Here is an 18,352-nt window from a genome sequence, read left to right as displayed (position 1 = left end):
TCAGCGCGCGGCGGTCGGCGTCGACCGCGACGGCACCTCCGGTTCGACCAGCGGCAGGCTCAGCGACGATGCATCCAGCCGCACCGATACCCGCGTGCCCGGCCGATAGCGCAAGGTGTAGCCCGGGTCGCTGGACAGCAGCACCAAGCCGATGCGATGGCCGGCCTTGAAGCGGTAGTCGCCCGGTTGCAGCGCCCAGCGCAAGGCGTAGGACTCGCCGGCGCGGATCGCTTCGCTGCGCTCGCGGCCATGGCGATTGCGCACATCGATCCAGCCGCGCGTGACCACCTGGTACGGCGTCGGCGCGGTCGTATAGGCATAGATCGGCCGGCAGCCCGAGTTGTTCGGCAGACTGTCGCCGAAGCACCAGGTCTGCGCGGTCGCGGCGAAACCGGTGACGCGCGCGTCCTCGCCGTAGTCCACCAGCAATGCGGTGAGATAGGGCGAGGGGCCGTCGAGCGCGGCCTGCACGCTGACCTGCGCGGTGCCGGACAACTGGGCGTCGTCGGCGAGCGGTTCACTCAGGAACATCAATCGATTGGGATCGTCGCGATCGGGATGCGCGATCAGTTCGGCGGCCTTGCGCGAAGGCGCATCGACGAAGGCGCGTTCTTCGGCCTGAGCGCCGCTGCGATGGTCGGGCGCGCGCCGCAGCGTATGCGCCGAATCCGCGTCCGCCTGCGCATGCAACTGCCAGGTGACCACGCGCGCGCCCGGACGCGGCCACTGCGGGTACGGCTGCCACTGGCCCGGCGCGGTTTCGAGCTGGACCTGTGGCCATGCCTGCGTGCCGCTGTCGACGCCGTACAGCGCATGGTCCAGCCACGCCTGCACCGCATCCAGCCACGCTTGCCGGCGCACGTTGAGGATGTCGGCGTGACCGGCCTGATACAGCCACAGCCGGCGATCGACCCGATGCCGACCCAAGGCGTCCCACAACTGCGCGAACTGGCTGGTGCGCGCGTTCCAGTCGGATAGGCCGGCGATCTGGAACACGCTGATGCCATGACGCCTGAGCCGGTCGATATGTCGGGTGAAATCGCGCTGCGCCCAGAACCCGTTGTAGTCGCCGCTGACGCGATCCATGCGTTGCTCGATCGACGCGATCGCGGCCGCGCACTGCGCCGGCCGCGCGCGGGTCAGCACCACCTTCGCGTGCAGGTCGGCGTCCTCGCCGGGAAACCCATCGGGTTCGACCACGCCGCCGTTGGCGCGGTAGTAGTCGTACCAGTTGGAGGTCACCACGTTGGCGACGACGGTCTTGAGCCCGCCGACCCCGGTCTGCGCCACGCCCAGCGCCAGCGTGGCGTTGTAGGCGTTGCCGACCATCGCCACCGCGCCGGTCGACCATTCCGCCCGCGCTGCGCGGCCATCGCCGTAGTTGGCGCGGGCGCGGCCGCTCAGCCAGTCGACCACCGCCTTCATCGCCTCGATCTCATCGGGCCCGGTCAGCGAAGGGCAACCTTCGGAATCGCCGGTGCCCAGGCTGCTCGCGGCGACCACGGCATAGCCGCGGGCGACGAAATAATTGTCGTAGTTGGAACGTGCGTAATCGACCGCGGGCTTGGCGTGGGTGGGCGGGGTCCACGGCGACAGCCGCGGCTGATCGACGATTTCGGTGGGATGGTGCGGCGCTTCGATCAGGCCGCCGAAATACGGGCTGGCTTCCAGGATCACCGCCACTTTGTGAGCGCCATCGGACTGGCGCGGCCGGGTCACGAACACCGCGACGCGATCGCGACGGCCGTCGCCGTCGCTGTCCACCGAAGTTTCCACGTGCACCACTTCGCGGATCGCGTCGGCATAGGAATACTGCGGTTGGGTGCGGCCGTCGCGGACCACCGCCAGGGTGTCGGCGCGGGCCGGCGTTACCGCGGCGGTGAGCGAGATGAGCAAGGCGAGCGACGGCAGCAACCGCATGATCAAGTCCTTTTGATGGGGAAGCACGGCGACGGGTCAGGCGACCTTGACCAGCATCTTTCCGAGATTGCGGCCGCTGAGCACCCCGAGGAACGCATCGACGATGCCATCGAAACCTTCGACCACGGTTTCCACCGGCAGCAGCCGGCCCGAGCGCAGATGCGGCACGACGAAATCCTGCAGCTCGCCTTGCAGGTGGCCGTAATTGCGCACCAGGAAGCCCTGCAGGCGCAGGCTTCGCTCCACCACTTCGAACAGATTGCGCGGCGCCGGCGGCGGCTGCGTGCTGTATTGCGCGATCGCGCCCGACCAGGCGATGCGGCCGTGCGGACGCATCTGGCCGATCGCCGCCTCCAGGTGATCGCCGCCGACGTTGTCCAGATACACGTCGATGCCGTCGGGCGCGGCCTGGGCCAGTTGCTCGGCGATCGGGCCGTCGCGGTAGTTGAAGGCCGCATCGAAGCCGAGCACGTCGCGCAACTGCGCGACCTTCGCCGCCGATCCCGCGCTGCCGATCACCCGGCCGGCGCCGAGCAGATGCGCCAACTGGCCGGCCATGCTGCCCACGCCGCCGGCCGCGGCCGAGATGTAGAGCGTTTCGCCCGCGCGCAACTCGGCGATGCGGGTCAGGCCGACGTACGCGGTCAGGCCGGTGCCGCCGAGCACGCTCAGCCAATGGCTCAGCGGCACGCCGTCGAGCGCCGGCAGAATCCGCGCCTCGTCGTAGCCGACCAGCGCATGCGTGCGCCAGCCCTGGCGATGGAACACCAGATCGCCGACCGCCAATCGCGGCTCGCGCGACGCGATCACCCGTCCGACCGAGCGGCCTTCCAGCGGCGCGTGCAGCGGCCATACCGCGTCCATGCATTCGCGCATGTACGGATCGACCGAGAGATACAGGTTCTCGACCAGCGCGGTGCCCGCGCCGGGCTCGGGCAGCGCTTGCTCGACCCAGGCGAAGTCGTCCGCGACCGGCTCGCCTTGCGGCCGGCGGACCTGATGCACCGCGCGCGATCCGGAGTGACTGACTTGGGAAGGACTCATGCAAAGGCTCCTGGCGAAAAGGTCATGGCTGGCTCGCGGCCAGGATCGTGCGTTGATGCGGGCGGAATCCGATCGCGATCCACACGCTGGCCAGCGCGAACGCCGCCATGGCCGCGCCGACGCTGAAGAACGCGCTGTCCAGCGACACCCGCGCGGCATGGCCGAGCCAAGGCATCAGCGCGATGGTGCCGATGCCGATCGCCAGCAGCCGCAGCGAGGCCATCTTCGCCTTGTCGCCGGGGTTCGCGTGTTGTTGCAGCGTGGTCAGCAGCCAGGTCAGGCTGTTGAGGTTGGCGAAGCCGCCGACGAAGAACGCGAGAAAGTGCGCGAACGGATCGCGGCTGAGCGCCAGCAGCAGCGCCGTGCCGGCCTGGACCAGCAGCCACAGCGGCAGCAGCGATTGCCGCACGGTGTGGCGGGTCAGGGTGGAGGCCGCCAGCATGCCGATGCCGAAGGTCGCTTCCAGCGCGGCGATGTACCAGCTTTGCCCGCCGTAGGAGCGATGGACCAGCGGCACCACCAGGGTGCTCAAGCCATTGGCGAAGAAGAAATCCGCCGCGCACAGCGCGACCATGCCCAGCACCACGGTTTCGTTGCGGTACTGGGCGAGCATCTGCCGCCAGTCGCGCAGCGCGTTGGGCAACAGCGAGCGCAGCCGGCTGCCGGCCAACAGCGCGCGGTTGGCGTCGGAGGCGTCCAGGCGGATCGACGCCATCACCGCCGCCGCCGCGCAGGCCATCGCCACGTCGACCAACAGCGCCCGCGTCGGCGGCGCCACGCTCAGGATCACCCCGAGCAGGGCCATGCCGGTCAATGCGCCGGCCTGGATGGCCGCGCCGAGCAGGCCGTTGACCCGCACCCGCAAGCTGTCGTCGATATGGCGCGCGGAAAACTTGAACAACGCCGCGCGCTGCATGTTGTCGAACACCGCCAGGGCCAGCGCGGCCGCGCCGATCATCGGCACCGAGGCCGGCGTGCCGGCGATGTCGGCCAGCACGATCGCCAGCACCGTCGCGGCGCGGGCCAGGCCGCAGCCGACATAGACCCGCCGGGAATCGAGCGCGTCGACCAGCGGCCCGCAGAACGGCAGCACGCAGACCGCGCCGATGCCTTGCAAGGTCAGCACGATCGCGAACGCCTGCGCGCTGCCGGTCAGCGCGAACAGCATCTGCCCCAGCGCGAGCACGTACACGCCCATGCCGATGCTCGACAGCAGGATCGATACCAGCAGCGCGCGGGCCGGAGGGTTGCGCCAGATCATCAGCCCAGCCTGCGGTCGATGACGGTCTTGACCTTGCCGCTGACCGCGTCGCGGCGCAGCGCGCCTTCGGGATGGCATTCGACCACCAGCCCGAACACGCTGTCGCCGAAGCCGAGCAGGGTGCGCAGCTGATGGAACTGCGCGATCAGATGCGCGCGGATCTGGTCAGGGTCCAGCGTGCGCGCCGATTCGATCCGCGCGATCAAGGCCTCGCGCCCGTCGCGCTTGTCGATCTCGACCTGCAGCTGCGACACCTCGAAGGTCTCCAGTGCGTCGTGCAGTTCGCGGTGGCGCACGGTCGAGCCGAGGAACTTGATGATGCCGTCCGACCGCCCGAGGTATTCCATCACCCGACCCGACAAACCGCAGGCGCAGTCGCGATGGAACACCCGGCCGATGTCGCCGATCCGGTAACGCACCAGCGGCGCCTCGAACTTCTGCAGGCTGGTGATCAGCAAGTGGCCGACCTCGCCGTCGGGCACGGGCTGGCCGTCGTCGTCGACCACTTCCAGCAGGTTGTAGTCGTCGCAGATGTGATGCAGCGTGCCGCCCATGTGCGGGCACTGGAAGCCGAGCTGGGCACCGTCGTTGGCGGCCAGCACGCTCGCGACCACGTCCGTATCCAGATGCTCGCGCAGCCAGGCCTTGTCGGACTCGGCCATCGGCGTGCCGCCGTACAGCACCTTCTCGATGCGCAGCGCCGGGTCCTGCGCCTTGGCCTTGCGCAGCAGCGGCATCAACAGGGTCGGCAGGCCGATCACGGTATTGGCGCGGAACCGGTGATGCAGCATCAACAGGTCGTCGACGGTACAGGCCTGGGTGGTGGTGTAGCACTCCACCGCCATCTGCGAGAACTCGCAGCTGCTGGTGATCGAACCGCCGTACAGGCTGCCGGCGAACAGCGTATTGATCACCCGGTCGCCCTTGCGCAGGCCCAGCACCGACCACAGCGGAATCGCCTCGCGCACCATGTTGGCCCAGTCGCCGCGCGAGTAAACGATATAGCGCGGATCGCCCGAGGTGGCGCCGCTGCGCAGCACCTCGCCGCTCGGCGGCGCGTCGCTGTACAGGTTGCGGTTGAGCGGCAGCGTGTTGGCGTCGAGTTGCCGCTTCTCCAGGATCGGCAGTTGCGCCAGCTCGGCCACGCCGTGGATCTGCGGCAGGTCGCGGTAATAAGGCGTGCGCCGGGCCTGGCCGATCAAATAACGCAGCTTGGCGTCGAGACGCCCGCTGCCGTGCGCGTCGTCGGCTTCGCGCGCATCGGCCAGGCGGGTGCCGGCGAGGTACTCGCGACGGATCAGCGCCCGCGTCCACGACGCGCGCGCATCCAGACTTGCAACGGTGCGCAGGAAGCTTGCGGCATCCTCGCGCACCGGAACGCCCAGCCGGATCGGAAGATTGCCCGCGTCGTCGAGGTCGTCGCCGTAAAGATCGGGTTCGTTCCAGATCGCCGCGCCCGACGCTGAGACCGGCACGAGGTCGGGCACATGAATCGTCCGATGCTCGGACTGCGCGCGCTCGTCGAGCACCGACGCCTCCGGCAGCGGAAAGCCGTAGTCGCGCAGGATCGTGGTCAGGCCCTGCCAGAACGTATCGCGGCGCGAGCGGATCAGCACGTGGTTGCCTGCGGCCCAGGCGAACAGCAGCCCGCGCAGAGTGTTGGCGACGCGGTGGTCGTCGAGCACGATCGTGCCCACCGGCGACAACTGATCGACGTCGTTGCTGTCGATCAGCGGCTGCCACGGGTACTGGCTCAGACCACCGAACCACAGGTCGAGCGCCTCGGTCAGTTCAGCGGCGGCGAACAGGCCGCCGACCGAGCTCAGGTCGTGGACGCGCAGCAACCGCGTCAGCGCCGAATCCGGGTCGATGAGCGCGCGCTCGGCGCGCTGGACCGCGAGCAGCAAGTCGGTGGGGTAATAGCGTGGCGATGGGGAAGGGCGGGTCACTGCGGCGCTCCGGCCTGGATCGAGATGGATTGGGCGCATTCGTGCAGGAAATGCCCCAGCGCTTGCGAATCGTGATGCGAGGCCTCGACGAACACCGGCGCCAGCCATTCCTGATAGGTGATGTGATCGGGCAAGGGTTGCTCCGGCGCCAGCTGATGCAGGCGATCGATGCACGCGTGTTCGCGCAGCGGCGCCGGCACGTCGATCCGATGCCCGGCCTCGCGCGGCAGATGGTGGCCGGGAAACACCAGCCAACCGTGGTATCGCCCCGAGCGCGGCAATGCCGGCGGGCGTTCCAGGCCCAGGCGGATGGCGATCTCGTGCGACGGCAGGTGCAGGCCGCTATGGCGCTGGTGCGCATCGACCACGCCGGCGCCGCCCATGCGATTGGCGACTTCCAGAAACACCAGTTCGCCGTCGGCGGTCTCGAACATCTCCAGATGCAGGCAGCCTTCGCGGATGTCCAACTGGGTGATCACCTGCTGGGCGAACTCGCGATAACGCGGCTCGTCCGGCAACTGATACGAACCCAGCGGCACGCCAAAGGCGAAGTCGACCGGCTTGTTGACGTAGCGGCTGACCACCAGGTCGACCAGCGCGCCGTCGTGGATCAAACCGTCGGCATGCAGCAGTTCGCCTTCGATGTATTCCTCGAGTTGGTAGTCCTCGCGCTGCGCCAGTTCGCGCCAGGCGGCGAACGCGTCCGCGGCGCTGGCATGCACGCTGACACCTTCGCTGGATGCGCCTTGCCGCGGCTTGACCACGGTCTTGCCCGACCAGGGCAGTTCGGCGGCATCGTCGGGCGCGGAAACGAATCGCGGATAACGCAGGCCCGAGTCGGCCAGGGCCTGCTTCATCCGCACCTTGTCGCGCACCCGCTCGATCTGCGCCAGCGAGGCGCCGCCGAGCCCGAGGTGTTCGCGCACGTGCCAGGATTCGATCATGCCGAATTCCGACAGCGACAGCAGCCGCTCGAAACCGTCCTCGCGCGAGGTGCGGGCGAGGATGCCGGCGACCAAGTCCTCGCCGGGATCGAGCACCAGGCGCGTGCAGCGTAGATCGGCGGGCAGATCGGCCATCCGCGCCGGCTGGCCGATGTAGGTGACCTCGTGCCGTTGATGATCGATGCCCAAGTGGTAATGGATTTTCCGATACGGCACCTGGTGAATGATCAGGATCTTCATTGCCGGCACTCCAGCGCGGTGATGCCCCAGCTGAACCCCATGGCGCTGGTGGCGAGCAGGACCCGGTCGCCGCGCGCGAGGCGGCGCGCGTCGACCAGATCGCGCAACGCGATCAAGGTGTCGGCCGAGCCCATGTGCGCGAGGCGGTGGTAGTTGAAGACGCTCTTCTCGCGCGGCAGCCCGATCGCCGCCAGCAGGCGTTCGTGCATGCTCTTGTCGCCGTGGTTGATCAACAGGTAGGCGAAGTCGTCGATCGTCAGGTCCAGCGCTTTCAAGGTGTCGTCGAGCAGGCCGACGAAGTTGTCGACATACGCCGCCGCCAGGCCCTCGCGATGCTCGCCGCGACGGATCACGATGCGTCCGTCGCGGCGTTCGCCGAAGTAATAGTCCGACCAGCTCGGATCGGTGCGCATCGCCGAATGCAGCAGGGCGAAGCTGCAGCGCTCGCCGCCGCCCAGCAGCATGGCGCCACCGGCATCGCCGAAATTGAACAGCGCCTTGGCCTGCGGGTCGGCGTAGTCGACCATGCGGCTGAGCCGGTCACCGAGCAGCACCAGCGCATAGCCGCCGTGTTCGCGTCCGCTGCCATCGCGCGCCGTTTCGTTGCGCGCCATCCGGTCGAGCGCGATCTGCGCCGCGGCCATGCCGGCGTTGCAGAAGTTGGCGACCTCGAAGCAATGCGCCCGCTCGATGCCCAGTTCGTGCGCGACCTTGGCCGCCGGCGACCAGAACGGCGTCTCCCATTCGCCGGCGCCGGCGTAAATCACCTGCGCGATCGAGGCCGGGTCCACGCCGCTGCGCCGCATCACCGCGCGCGCCGCGTCCAGCGCCAGTTCCCAGGAACGCTCGTCGTCGCCGAGCACGGGAAAACTATCGCAATGGGTGATCTGCAGAATGTCGTCCACCGGCACGCCGCAAGCGGCGTGCATGCTCGACACCTCGGCGCGGGCACTGGGATAACTCAGGTCGAAGTCGACGATTCCGTTCATCGCACGGGCCATGGCGTCAGTGCAGTTCGATGCTGATTCGATGCACGGTGCGGTCCACGCCCGGCTCGACGTCGGTCACCGCGTGCAGCGTGGTCTGGGTCTTCCAGGCGACCAGATCGTTGTTGCTCCACTCGTGGGTATAGACCCGCTGCGGCGTCTGGATGAGTTCGTCGATCAAGGCGAAGAACGCCGCGTTGTCGTTGGCGTCCAGGCCGATCACCGAGTCCAGGTACTCCGGCGCGCCGTACAGATATTTGCGGCCGGTGTCGGGATCGACCTTGACCAGATCGTGTTCGACCTTCGGATGCTTGGTCTCGATCCAGGCCTTGAACTCGGCGACCGACAGGCCGACATGCTCGGCCTGGATGCGCAGCCGTTTGGACACCGTATGCAGCGCCTTGCGTCCCTCGATCCGCTTCTTCCATTCCTCGGGCAGGCGATCGTAGACATCGGCCGCATTGGCGAACAGGGTGTGGCCGCTGTCGCTGGGCACCTTGATCCCGTGCAGCAGGGTGTACGGCGCCGGATTGGCGACGAACGAGGAATCCTGATGCCAGAAATTGCCGACCCGTGCGATGCCGATCGGCTTGTTGTCGCGCACCTCGTTGGAGGAAATCATGATCTCCTCGAACTCGGGATGGCGGTATTTGTCCAGCACGAACGGAATCGGCCGGCCCAGCCGCGCGGCCAGTTCGAGCTGCTGCTGCGGCGTCAGCGCGATGCTGCGCACCACCACCAGTTCGCGCTGGTGCAGTTGCTCGACGAACTGGTTCCACAGCTCGGGTTGCTGGAAGTCTTCATAGGTCAAACCGGTGAACTCGGCACCGATGAAGGGGGTGATCTGAGTCAAAGCCACGGTCGTTCTCCTTGCGATCGGTTGGTCATTCCTGTTCGAGGCACAGCTGCAGCGTGCTCACGAAGGCTTCGATCTGTTCCGGCGTGCGGAACGGCGCGATGGTGACGCGGAAGCGTTCGGTGCCCTTGGGCACGGACGGGTAGGTCACCGGCGCGACGTAGATACCGAATTCGTCGAGCAGGCGCCGCGACACCCGATGCACGCGCTCGCCGCCGGGCACGATCACCGGCACGATGTGGGTGCCGCCGTCGAGGAAGCGCAGCCCGGCCTTGCGCAGCGCGTTCTTCAGCCGGATCACGTTGTCCATCACTCCGCGGCGCAGGTCGTCGCCGCGCTGCACGATGTCCAGTCCGGTGAGGGTGGCGTCGAGCACGGCCTGCGGCATGGTCGAGCTGAAGATGAAGCCCGGCGCATGCGAACGTACGTAGTCGATCGCGCTGTCGGGGCCGGCGACATAGCCGCCCAGCGTGCCCAGCGCCTTGCTGAACACCCCTTGGACGAAGGTCGCGCGGTGATCGTTGAGCTCCTCGGCCAGGCCCGCGCCGGTCGGCCCCATCAGGCCGATCGCATGGGTTTCGTCGAGGAAGGTCAGCGCCCCGTGCTTTTCGGCCAGATCGAAGAACGCGCCGAGCGGCGCCACGTCGCCGTCCATCGAATACACCGACTCGAACACGATCAGCTTCGGCCGCTCGCGCTCGTAACCGGCGAGCATGCGGTCCAGGGCCTCATGATCGTTGTGCGGAAATACGTGCTTGGTGCAGCCGGTCCGGGCGATGCCCTCGATCAGCGAGCGATGGTTGTTGCGGTCCGAGAACACGACCATGTCGGGGATGGCCGCGATCAGCGTGCTCAAGGTTTCGAAGTTCGCGGCGTAACCGCTGGAGAACACCAGCGCGCGGTCCTTGCCATGCCATGCGGCGATGCGTTTTTCCAGCTCGGCGTGCGAGACGCTGGTGCCGCCGATGTTGCGCGAGCCGCCGCTGCTGGTGCCGTGCAGCTGGGTCGACTCGATCTGGGCCTTGATCAGGTCGGGATGTTGACCCAGCCCGAAGTAATCGTTGCCGCTCCACACCTGCACGACCCGGCCGCCGTGAGCGGTATGGCCGGGGTGCTCGCTGATGTGCGAGAACTCGTAGAAGGTGCGATACAGGCCGTTTTCACGCAGCTCGTCGAGCTTCTTCTGCAACGGTGCGAACAGCGCCGTCGCGACGTCGAGCGTCTTCAACGGGGTTTCAAATACGGCTTCCATGACGTGCGATCTCCCGGTCGAGCGGCCACTGCGGTGCCGCCGACTTCATGAGTACGAAGTAGGTCTGTGGGATGTGGCGGGGGAGCGCGCTCCAAGCCTTGCGGCTCAGGCGCGGTGTTGCGCGTTGGTTGCGGTCAACACCGACGGCGATGCGACGCGATCGGTTCGGTGGATTTCGGTCTTGCGGACATAACGTTCCTTGTCATTGTTCGGCCATGCCGAGTCTGTCCTTTGCTCTTGCGAATACTGCCAGTTGCGCAGCGGCGTGAAAGTTACTTCGCGCTATTTTCATATGCCACCGAATAATTCGGGAACTGTGACGGCATATCGATCATTCGTCGTAGACAAAAAATAGTTGTGCATCGGTTGTGCTTACGAACGGTATCGCGCTCACTCAATCGCAAGCGTTTGCATGAATAAGCATCTTTTTCCCGGAGATTTGCGCGAAAGCGTTCATGGTCTTGGTGCGAGTGAGAGATCGGTCGGCAGGTTGCATGGGTGAAACGCGATGGGGTCGATGCGGCGAATGCATGCGGCGATACGCGAGGTGGATGCGTAGGCGTATGCGGCAAACATCGAAAGACATCGAATGAAAAATGCGTAGGTCGTTGCGTCTTCGCGGCGGTCGCCATCGTCGTCGTTGCATATGGATGAAAGGCGATGGATGAGCGTTGCGGCGTTGGATGATTGCGCATCCACATCTCATCGGATGAGTCGCTCGAATCCGTGTCGCCTGGCAACATCGAAACCGCGATGGCATCGATGACCAACTGCGTGGTCTCGCTTCGATCGCGAGACTGGCTTGCCGACGCGGCCTGGTGTCTTGGCTTAGGCATGCAGCGGTCATCCATCCGCAATACGACCGACGCAAATCCGACGCAACGCGCGATGCCTCGCCGACCGATCCGCGCCGTCAACGACCCGGCGCGCAGTCGTCCGCCCGCGTCGACGAAGCGCGCGGCCACCGCGCGGATCAAAACCTGCGCTGCGTCACGCTTGTCCCGGCCGTGGCCCCTGGCCACGCCCAATCGCGTTAGCAATGGCAACGTTGGATGCCGAAACAGGGGGAGTGGACATGAAGACAGCGATAGCCGCGGTGGGAATGCTCGTGTGCGTCGTGGCCGCCGCCGCGCCACTGGAGGTCAACAAGCCCGCCGATCAAGGCACCGAACTGCAGCGCAAGCTGCTCGCCACGCCGAACCCGGCGCCCTCGCGCTTTCCGAGCTTCGACCCGCACTACCCGCCGCCGCCGGGGACGCCCGATGTCTTCCAGCTCAGCCAGGACTACCCCAAGACCTTCAAGGAAGAAACCTTCCCGTGGTCGGCGATCGACTTCAAGGCCTTCCCGACCGAATACATGGGCGCGGTGCTGAGCTACTGCCTGGAAGGCAACGTCGACGTCGACTTCAAGGTGCAGGACAACAAGGTGCGCAAGTGGTACCACGCCCCGTGGCTGCACGACGACGGCGATCAATTCGGCGCCGGCCGCGAGTACCACCACGGTCTGACCCGCGAGCGCAAGGCGCGCCCGTTCGAACTGCATCGCAGCCAGAGCGCGCCCGGGCAGAACTGGGCGGTCGGCTTCTACAACGACCGCGGCGGCACGGCGCTGGGCAAGGTCTGGCGCACCGCCAGCGGCTATCCCGATCCGTATGCCTCGACCTTCCCCGAGAACTCCGTCGCCTGCAAATTGCTGTTCACCGACGCCAGCGTCGAACAGATCCCCTACCTCGTCGGCAGCAAGACCTGGACCGCCAACATCTACCCCGACACCGCGTACAACAAACCGCGCGTCGACAAACCCATGCGCCTGCTGCAACTGGACGTGGCGGTCAAAGACCCGCGCGTGGCCGACACCACCGGCTGGATCTACGGCACCTTCGTCTACGACGGCGGCGGCGCCGGCAAGACCGTGTGGGATCGCATGGTGCCGGTCGGCCTGAGCTGGGGCGACGACCGGCAGGATCGCACCGACGCCAACCGCGACGGCGTGTTCGTCAACACCTCGCTGACCCAGGCCCGCATCACGTCCTCACTGGTCGAACAGACCGGCTGGGACTACGGCAACCGCGCCTACGTCCGCCATCACGGCCTCGGCGGCCGCGTCAACGGCCCGATCGACAGCCCGGTGTCCTCGTGCATCTCCTGCCACGGCCGCGCCGGCACCCACGCCGACACCACCATCGGCCCCAAGAGCGGGCAACCGATGGCGATGGCGTACTTCGCCGCGAGCAAACCCAGCGATTTCCCGCTGAGCCAGTTCGACGAATTCTTCAAACCGATCCCCGGCGGCGCCCACATCGAAACGCAGAACAACGAACGCTTCGTGACCACCGACTACTCGCTGCAACTCACCGGCGGCATCCGCAACTTCTACCAGAATCTGCGCAGCCAGCCGGTCATGAAGACCTTGCACGCACGCGGCGTGTCGGCGATGGCGGCGAAGGAATTGCAGGCGGAGGAGCCGTTGCCGAAGGTCGCCCGCGACGCGGATTGAGCCTCACGCCCGTTGAACGTCAGACCGGTTGAGCCTTGCAATTGCGGAATCCTTCTCCCGCTCGCGGGAGAAGGTGCCCCGAAGGGGCGGATGAGGGCGCGATAGCCAACGTACTGCTGCGGTCGTTCAAGCGTCCGACGACGCAGCTCAGTCCTTGTCGCATGCGAGTAGTAAAGTATGTATCGGCACCCGCTCCACACTCGATAAAGGACTTTCGTCGGTGAGGAAATTCAACCCGTCGTCCAACCATCCCGATCGCGCCTTACAGGCCTGGCAGATTCTCATCTCCGCCGCCATGAGCCGTCAGACCCTTACCTATAAGGGCCTGTCGCGCCTGATGTACCAGAAGGACGCGGCGGGTGTGCTGGACAAGATCCTGGGACACGTCGCGTTCTTCTGCAAGGATCATCGTCTGCCTGCCTTGACATCGATCGTCGTGGGCAAGGGGCGCGGTACGCCGGGAGCCGACATTCCGGTTAATCCCAGCATCATGGATCGCGCGCGCGAGCAGGTCTATGCCTATGATTGGTACAACGTGGTTCCGCCCGCGCCTGCCGAACTCGCGGCCTCATTCGCGAAAAATGCATAGCGCTTGCATGATCCGAAGGCATCTGCGAAAAAGCACATGACGACATTTCGGATGGAGCGGAAGATGGCGTTCACTCGCCGCAAAATACTCTCATCCCTGGCAATTGCATTGGCCGTCGCTTCGGGCATGGCGACTGCCAAGGAGTGCGTGCTGCCGGTTGCCGATGGGGCTGACGTCGAGCCATCCGCGGCCTCGTTGACCGGCAAGATCGTCCGCGCCGAGCCGGGGCAGGTCATGGTCAAAGTCGCCGGCAAGTCCAAGCCTGTTCGAATCCTGGTCGATCCGGATACGGAGCTTTTCACGGTGTACGGTGGCGGCGTCGATGCCGAAGAGCTCGCGCCGGGACAGCACGTCTTGGTTTGGTTCGACGGCTGCGCGCTCCCCAAGCACGCAGAGCCGAGGGCGGCCGTCCTGCAGGTATGCTCGCTCGCTGCGGAGCCTTGCCCTACATAAGGCGAAAACTGGGGTCAGAAGCGACTGATATCCCAACTAGCGCAGGATGCAACCCCATGCAAATCCACTACCTCGAAATCGTAAGCAACGAAGTCGATGCCGTATGCGCTGCCTACGCATCGACCCATGGCGTGCAGTTCGGCGAACCCGACGCGAGCCTCGGCAACGCGCGCACCGCGCCGTTGGCGGGCGGCGGCTTCGTCGGAGTACGCGCGCCGTTGCGCACGACCGAGGCGCCGGTGGTTCGGCCTTATTGGTTGGTGAAGGACATCGAAGCCGCCGTCGCCGCCGTGGTGGAGGCTGGCGGTCAGATCGCCGTTGAGCCGATGCTGATCCCCGGGCACGGAACCTTCGCCATTTACCTGCAGGGCGGCAACGATCACGGCTTGTGGCAGCTCTAGTCGGGTGAGGGCCTGTGAGCAGCGACCCGATCTTGCATCTGTCGCACTCGTCGTGCGCTTTGCCTTCGCTCGATGACCAGGCACAACGCGCCCATGACTGAGAATGCTCAACGTTGGAGCGATGTCTACTCGATCCCGCTCACGCTCGAGGCCATCCGCGCGCTTCACGTGCCGCCCTCGCACTATCGCATCAGCCCAAAAAGCTACGAGGCCCACAGCGTCGTTCCCGGCGCAAGCATCGCAGGCAGGCTCTACGTACTGTCGGGCGCCTGCGTCAAAACAGTGGGGGCGTGGAGCGTGAGCCTTGAGGCCGGCATGTTTGCGGACTTTCCCAAAGGCGACTACCAGATCGAAGTCGGCGGGGAGCAAGGGGTCCGACTGGTCTATGTCTGGCCGATCCCTGGGCAATAGCGCGTGCGGAACGACGCCTGATCCCGCACCTGGACCGCGGAGTCAAAACCAGCAGGCCATTGCGATCCGCGAGAGGCAAACGCTTGAACAGCAAGGCGAAGATTGAGCGCGGCGTGGGGCAGGGTATTCCGGCTCGGGCCGAGCGAGCCGCCGTGTCGTCGCGATCTACGGCTCAATCCGAACGCACTTGCCGAAGATCTCCGAAGCCGCGATCCAGCCGTTGATGAAGCCGCGGTTGTTGCCGATCTGGAATTCCCCGGAATTGATCGCCTTCACCAGATGCAGGTAGTCGTTGCTGTCCATGCGGCACAGGACGATGTCGCCGACGCGCAGCGTGGCGGTATCGACCGGGGCTACGGTGCACAGTTGCCCGGACTCGATCTTGCCTGTCATGGAGCCGCCGGTGGGACGAAACGCCACGGTCTCGCCGGCCTGCAGTCTGGCGATGTAGTTCTTGGCCCAGCCCACGATCAATCTCCTGTGGTTCGGCGCCTGGATCAGGCGCGACGTGCCGGCGCATTGAATCAGAAAATCCGCTTGCAAGCGCGCTCCCGCGGTCGCGCGCGCTGCGTGTCGTCTGTCTTGTCGTTTGCGTGAATGTCCGGCCCGTGGACGCCGACTGGCGCCGCGCAAGACACTCCGTTACTTTCCCGGTATCGGCTCGATGGAGCGAAACCTCAGGATGCATGGCGATATGGAGGTCCCGGAGCATTTGACGACAACGGCCGGTATGCCTTGCTGGTCGCGGCGACGGATGTATTCAAAGGACCGTCCGTGCCGGTCGCGAAATTCGCCGACGCCTTGCTCGCCAGCCATCCGGGCGATGCGGGGCTCAAGGCCGCAATCGCCGAGTTTGGCAAAGCCAGCCGGCCATGATGTCGACTTGACCGATGATCTGCTTCACTGTGCACTTGCTGCCATCCACTCACAGAGCAATCGCGTGAAACGACTCGTACTGGTCTTGTCTTTAGTGTTCGCCGCGGACGCCGCGATGGCCGGGCAGACGCGCTGCTCCAGCGACGGGTATGGCAGGACCGATTGCCGCAACAGCGACGGCACCACCACGCGCGCGCGGTCCGATGGGTATGGCAACACCACCTATCGCCGCAGCGATGGCACCAGCACCCGCGCGAGCGCCGATGGTTATGGCAACACCTATCTGCGTCACAGCGACGGCTCGGTCACGCGCGGCCGCTCCGACGGCTATGGCAATACCACCTATCGCCATAGCGACGGCACGACCACGCGCGCGACCACCGACGCTTACGGCAACACGACCTATCGCCATAGCGACGGCAGCACCCGGCGATGCAGCACGGATGCTTACGGCAATACCAGCTGCCGTTGAACGATCAGGCCGCACAGGGCAGGGGAGTTCTTCGGCCTCTGCATCCACGCGGCGGCCAGAGGCGGCATGAGCCGGTCGCCGGCTCGCCTACCCGCTGGCGGCGCGACGCGCAGTAGACTGCCCGGATGGACTCCCTGATCGCCGCCGCGGGGCGCGCACTGGCCGTCGGCGACGCGCTCGGCGCGCTGGACCGTGTCGCGCTGCGCGACGACCCGCCGGCGCTCGCCTTGCGCGGGATCGCGATGGCCCAGTTGGGCGAGTACCCGCGCGCCCGTGAGTTGCTGCGCCGCGCCGCGCGCGGCTTCGGCGCGCGCGAAGCCTTGGCCGGCGCGCGTTGCGTCGTCGCCGAGGCGGAAGTGGCGCTGGCCATGCGCGACCTGGGCGGCTCGCCGCGACTGCTCGCGCAGGCCGCGGCTGCGCTCGAGGCGCGCGACGATCGCGCCAATGCCATGCAGGCGCGTCTGATCGCGGTGCGCCGGCAGCTTCTGCTCGGCCGGCTCGATGAGGCCGCGGTTTCGTTGGCCGGACTGGATGCATCGGGCCTGCCGCCCTCGTTGGCGGCGGTGGCCGAGTTGGCGGCCGCCGAGCTGGCGTTGCGCTCGCTGCGCACGGTCGTGGCGCGGGCGGCGATGGAGCGCGCCTTAGATGCGGCGCAGCGTGCCCGCGTGCCGGCCTTGATCGCCGAAGTCGCCGAGGCGCGCGCCGCGCTCGACCGCAGCGCCGCGCGCACCATTCACGCCGGTCATGAGCAGCCGCTGCGGCTCGATCAGGTCGAAGCGTTGCTGGCCTCGGATGCGTTGGTGGTCGATGCCTGCCGTCGAGGCCTGCGCGCCGGCGATCGTTGGCAGTCGCTCGCACGGCGGCCGGTGTTGTTCGCGCTATTGTGCGCACTCGCCGAAGGCTGGCCCGGCGATGTCGAACGCGGGGCGCTGATCGCCCGCGTGTTCCGGACCCAACATCCCGACGAAACCCATCGCGCGCGCTTGCGGGTCGAGATCGGCCGGCTGCGCGCCTTGATCGCGCCGCTGGCGGCGGTTGAGGCGAGCACGCGCGGTTTCGAACTGGTCCCGCGCGACGGCCGCGCCGTGGTCGTGCTGATGCCGCCGATCGATGGCGATCAGGCCTCGCTGTTGGCCTTGCTCGGCGATGGCGCGGCGTGGTCGACCTCGGCGCTGGCGCTGGCCCTGGGCGACAGCCAGCGCACCGTGCAGCGGGCCCTGGTCGAACTGGAGGCGGCCGCGCAGGTGCGTTCGATCGGGCATGCGCGCGCGCAGCGCTGGCTGGCGCCGCCGCTGGTGGGATTCACGACGATCTTGTTACTCCCGGCCGCGCTGCCGCCTGAGTAGATTGTCCTCACGGCGCCGCTACGCGCGCCCCAGGAGCTGGACGATGAGCAGCAACGACGACACAACCCGGCAAGTCCCGACCCGCGCGGCCGAAATCGTGCGCGAATACGGCCCGTTCGACGGCGCCGAGCGGATTCACGGCGTCACCCACGACGGCCAGCGGGTGTGGGCCGCCACCGAAGCGAACGTGCTCGCGTTCGACCCCGACAGCGGCCAGGTCGTGCGCAGGCTCGATTGCGCCGCGCATGCCGGCACCGCGTTCGACGGCACCCATCTGTATCAGATCGCCGAAACGCGCATCGACAAGATCGATCCGGCCACCGGCGCGGTGGTCGCCTCGATTCCCGCGCCGGGCAACGGCGGGGATTCCGGCCTGACCTGGGCCGAGGGCAGCTTGTGGGTGGGGCAGTACCGCGATCGCAAGATCCATCAGATCGATCCGGCCACCGGCGCGATCGTGCGCACGATCGAATCCAACCGCTTCGTCACCGGCGTGACCTGGGTCGACGGCGAGCTGTGGCACGCGACCTGGGACGGCGACGACAACGAATTGCGCCGCATCGATCCGGACAACGGCGCGGTGCTCGAACGCCTGGAACTCCCCCACGGCATCGGCGTCAGCGGGCTCGAATCCGACGGCGCGGATCTGTTCTATTGCGGCGGCGGATCCAGCGGCAAGGTCCGCGCCGTGCGCCGGCCGAAATCGGCGACGCGATAACGGTCCACGCGATGCGCCGCGTGCGACGCGGCCGGCCATCGCAACGAATGCGCTGAGGCGCGATTCGTCGCCGATCCTGACGCGCATGCGCCTGTCGGGCGGCGTCCCAACCTGTCCTGTCCATCCGGTCGAACGAT

18 protein-coding genes are annotated in these 18,352 nt (G+C 66.9%); 8 read left to right on the top strand and 10 right to left on the bottom strand.

All coding sequences use genetic code 11. The features are described from left to right. From IEQ11_RS14805 to IEQ11_RS14765, 9 genes are all read right to left on the bottom strand, one after another. Entirely contained in the window at window positions 1-1,920 is a 1,920-nt protein-coding gene (locus tag IEQ11_RS14805) for a CocE/NonD family hydrolase (protein WP_191820803.1), read from the bottom strand. A gap of 36 nt (window positions 1,921-1,956) precedes the next feature. Continuing rightward, on the bottom strand, window positions 1,957-2,964 hold the full coding sequence (locus IEQ11_RS14800) for an NADP-dependent oxidoreductase (protein WP_096414901.1): 1,008 nt from the start codon (window positions 2,962-2,964) through the stop codon (window positions 1,957-1,959). A 22-nt stretch (window positions 2,965-2,986) separates the two neighbouring features. Further along, on the bottom strand, window positions 2,987-4,225 hold the full coding sequence (locus tag IEQ11_RS14795) for an MFS transporter (protein WP_191820804.1): 1,239 nt from the start codon (window positions 4,223-4,225) through the stop codon (window positions 2,987-2,989). Continuing rightward, window positions 4,225-6,174 carry a phenylacetate--CoA ligase family protein gene (locus tag IEQ11_RS14790; protein WP_191820805.1) on the bottom strand — a complete coding sequence of 650 codons (1,950 nt, stop codon included), beginning with the start codon at window positions 6,172-6,174 and terminating at the stop codon, window positions 4,225-4,227. Before IEQ11_RS14790 ends, IEQ11_RS14795 begins: the two co-directional genes overlap by 1 nt. Further along, window positions 6,171-7,358: an ATP-grasp domain-containing protein gene (locus IEQ11_RS14785; protein WP_191820806.1), complete on the bottom strand. Its 1,188-nt coding sequence runs from the start codon at window positions 7,356-7,358 to the stop codon at window positions 6,171-6,173. The genes IEQ11_RS14790 and IEQ11_RS14785 overlap by 4 nt, the downstream gene beginning before the upstream one ends. Next, on the bottom strand, window positions 7,355-8,347 hold the full coding sequence (locus tag IEQ11_RS14780) for a 3-oxoacyl-ACP synthase III family protein (protein WP_191820807.1): 993 nt from the start codon (window positions 8,345-8,347) through the stop codon (window positions 7,355-7,357). Before IEQ11_RS14780 ends, IEQ11_RS14785 begins: the two co-directional genes overlap by 4 nt. 16 nt (window positions 8,348-8,363) lie before the next feature. Then, window positions 8,364-9,203 (bottom strand): TauD/TfdA dioxygenase family protein, encoded by an 840-nt coding sequence (locus IEQ11_RS14775; RefSeq protein WP_247024561.1) that lies wholly within the window; start codon window positions 9,201-9,203, stop codon window positions 8,364-8,366. A 25-nt stretch (window positions 9,204-9,228) separates the two neighbouring features. Continuing rightward, on the bottom strand, window positions 9,229-10,452 hold the full coding sequence (hemA, locus tag IEQ11_RS14770) for a 5-aminolevulinate synthase (protein ID WP_191820808.1): 1,224 nt from the start codon (window positions 10,450-10,452) through the stop codon (window positions 9,229-9,231). 272 nt (window positions 10,453-10,724) lie between these two features. Next, window positions 10,725-11,474 (bottom strand): hypothetical protein, encoded by a 750-nt coding sequence (locus IEQ11_RS14765; RefSeq protein ID WP_191820809.1) that lies wholly within the window; start codon window positions 11,472-11,474, stop codon window positions 10,725-10,727. 53 nt (window positions 11,475-11,527) lie between these two features. Here IEQ11_RS14765 and IEQ11_RS14760 point away from each other — a divergent pair, with 53 nt between their 5' ends. From IEQ11_RS14760 to IEQ11_RS14740, 5 genes are all read left to right on the top strand, one after another. After that, entirely contained in the window at window positions 11,528-12,949 is a 1,422-nt protein-coding gene (locus IEQ11_RS14760) for a hypothetical protein (protein ID WP_191820810.1), read from the top strand. Window positions 12,950-13,169: 220 nt separating this feature from the next. Further along, the gene (locus IEQ11_RS14755) at window positions 13,170-13,538 is read left to right on the top strand and encodes a hypothetical protein (RefSeq protein WP_191820811.1); all 369 of its coding nucleotides are present in this window, start codon (window positions 13,170-13,172) and stop codon (window positions 13,536-13,538) included. A gap of 63 nt (window positions 13,539-13,601) precedes the next feature. Continuing rightward, entirely contained in the window at window positions 13,602-13,991 is a 390-nt protein-coding gene (locus tag IEQ11_RS14750) for a hypothetical protein (protein WP_191820812.1), read from the top strand. 56 nt (window positions 13,992-14,047) lie between these two features. After that, on the top strand, window positions 14,048-14,392 hold the full coding sequence (locus IEQ11_RS14745; RefSeq protein WP_191820813.1) for a VOC family protein: 345 nt from the start codon (window positions 14,048-14,050) through the stop codon (window positions 14,390-14,392). A gap of 93 nt (window positions 14,393-14,485) precedes the next feature. Then, the gene (locus IEQ11_RS14740; protein WP_191820814.1) at window positions 14,486-14,803 is read left to right on the top strand and encodes a hypothetical protein; all 318 of its coding nucleotides are present in this window, start codon (window positions 14,486-14,488) and stop codon (window positions 14,801-14,803) included. A gap of 165 nt (window positions 14,804-14,968) precedes the next feature. On the opposite strand, the gene IEQ11_RS14735 is transcribed toward IEQ11_RS14740, so the two are convergent. After that, window positions 14,969-15,271: a hypothetical protein gene (locus IEQ11_RS14735; protein WP_191820815.1), complete on the bottom strand. Its 303-nt coding sequence runs from the start codon at window positions 15,269-15,271 to the stop codon at window positions 14,969-14,971. Between the two features lie 472 nt (window positions 15,272-15,743). On the opposite strand from IEQ11_RS14735, the gene IEQ11_RS14730 reads away from it, so the two are divergent. From IEQ11_RS14730 to IEQ11_RS14720, 3 genes are all read left to right on the top strand, one after another. Beyond that, a complete protein-coding gene (locus tag IEQ11_RS14730; RefSeq protein WP_148650417.1) occupies window positions 15,744-16,151 on the top strand; it encodes a hypothetical protein in 408 nt (135 codons plus the stop codon). Window positions 16,152-16,276: 125 nt separating this feature from the next. Then, entirely contained in the window at window positions 16,277-17,497 is a 1,221-nt protein-coding gene (locus tag IEQ11_RS14725; protein ID WP_191820816.1) for a helix-turn-helix domain-containing protein, read from the top strand. A 43-nt stretch (window positions 17,498-17,540) separates the two neighbouring features. Beyond that, window positions 17,541-18,215 carry a Vgb family protein gene (locus tag IEQ11_RS14720; RefSeq protein WP_051547454.1) on the top strand — a complete coding sequence of 225 codons (675 nt, stop codon included), beginning with the start codon at window positions 17,541-17,543 and terminating at the stop codon, window positions 18,213-18,215. The last annotated feature ends 137 nt before the right edge of the window (window positions 18,216-18,352 follow it).

The organism is Lysobacter capsici, from assembly GCF_014779555.2.
Classification (GTDB): Bacteria; Pseudomonadota; Gammaproteobacteria; order Xanthomonadales; family Xanthomonadaceae; genus Lysobacter; species Lysobacter capsici.
The sequence above is the reverse complement of the archived record's forward strand: the minus strand, read 5'-3'. Positions and strand labels throughout refer to the sequence as shown.

Bases quoted from the DNA above. Each gene is read 5' to 3' on its own strand.
- IEQ11_RS14800 (WP_096414901.1), bottom strand. From the start codon at position 2,964: ATGAGTCCTTCCCAAGTCAGTCACTCCGGATCGCGCGCGGTGCATCAG.
- IEQ11_RS14780 (WP_191820807.1), bottom strand. From the start codon at position 8,347: ATGAACGGAATCGTCGACTTCGACCTGAGTTATCCCAGTGCCCGCGCC.
- IEQ11_RS14745 (WP_191820813.1), top strand. From the start codon at position 14,048: ATGCAAATCCACTACCTCGAAATCGTAAGCAACGAAGTCGATGCCGTA.
- IEQ11_RS14740 (WP_191820814.1), top strand. From the start codon at position 14,486: ATGACTGAGAATGCTCAACGTTGGAGCGATGTCTACTCGATCCCGCTC.
- IEQ11_RS14725 (WP_191820816.1), top strand. From the start codon at position 16,277: ATGGACTCCCTGATCGCCGCCGCGGGGCGCGCACTGGCCGTCGGCGAC.
- IEQ11_RS14720 (WP_051547454.1), top strand. From the start codon at position 17,541: ATGAGCAGCAACGACGACACAACCCGGCAAGTCCCGACCCGCGCGGCC.
- IEQ11_RS14805 (WP_191820803.1), bottom strand. From the start codon at position 1,920: ATGCGGTTGCTGCCGTCGCTCGCCTTGCTCATCTCGCTCACCGCCGCG.
- IEQ11_RS14785 (WP_191820806.1), bottom strand. From the start codon at position 7,358: ATGAAGATCCTGATCATTCACCAGGTGCCGTATCGGAAAATCCATTAC.
- hemA (WP_191820808.1), bottom strand. From the start codon at position 10,452: ATGGAAGCCGTATTTGAAACCCCGTTGAAGACGCTCGACGTCGCGACG.
- IEQ11_RS14750 (WP_191820812.1), top strand. From the start codon at position 13,602: ATGGCGTTCACTCGCCGCAAAATACTCTCATCCCTGGCAATTGCATTG.
- IEQ11_RS14760 (WP_191820810.1), top strand. From the start codon at position 11,528: ATGAAGACAGCGATAGCCGCGGTGGGAATGCTCGTGTGCGTCGTGGCC.
- IEQ11_RS14795 (WP_191820804.1), bottom strand. From the start codon at position 4,225: ATGATCTGGCGCAACCCTCCGGCCCGCGCGCTGCTGGTATCGATCCTG.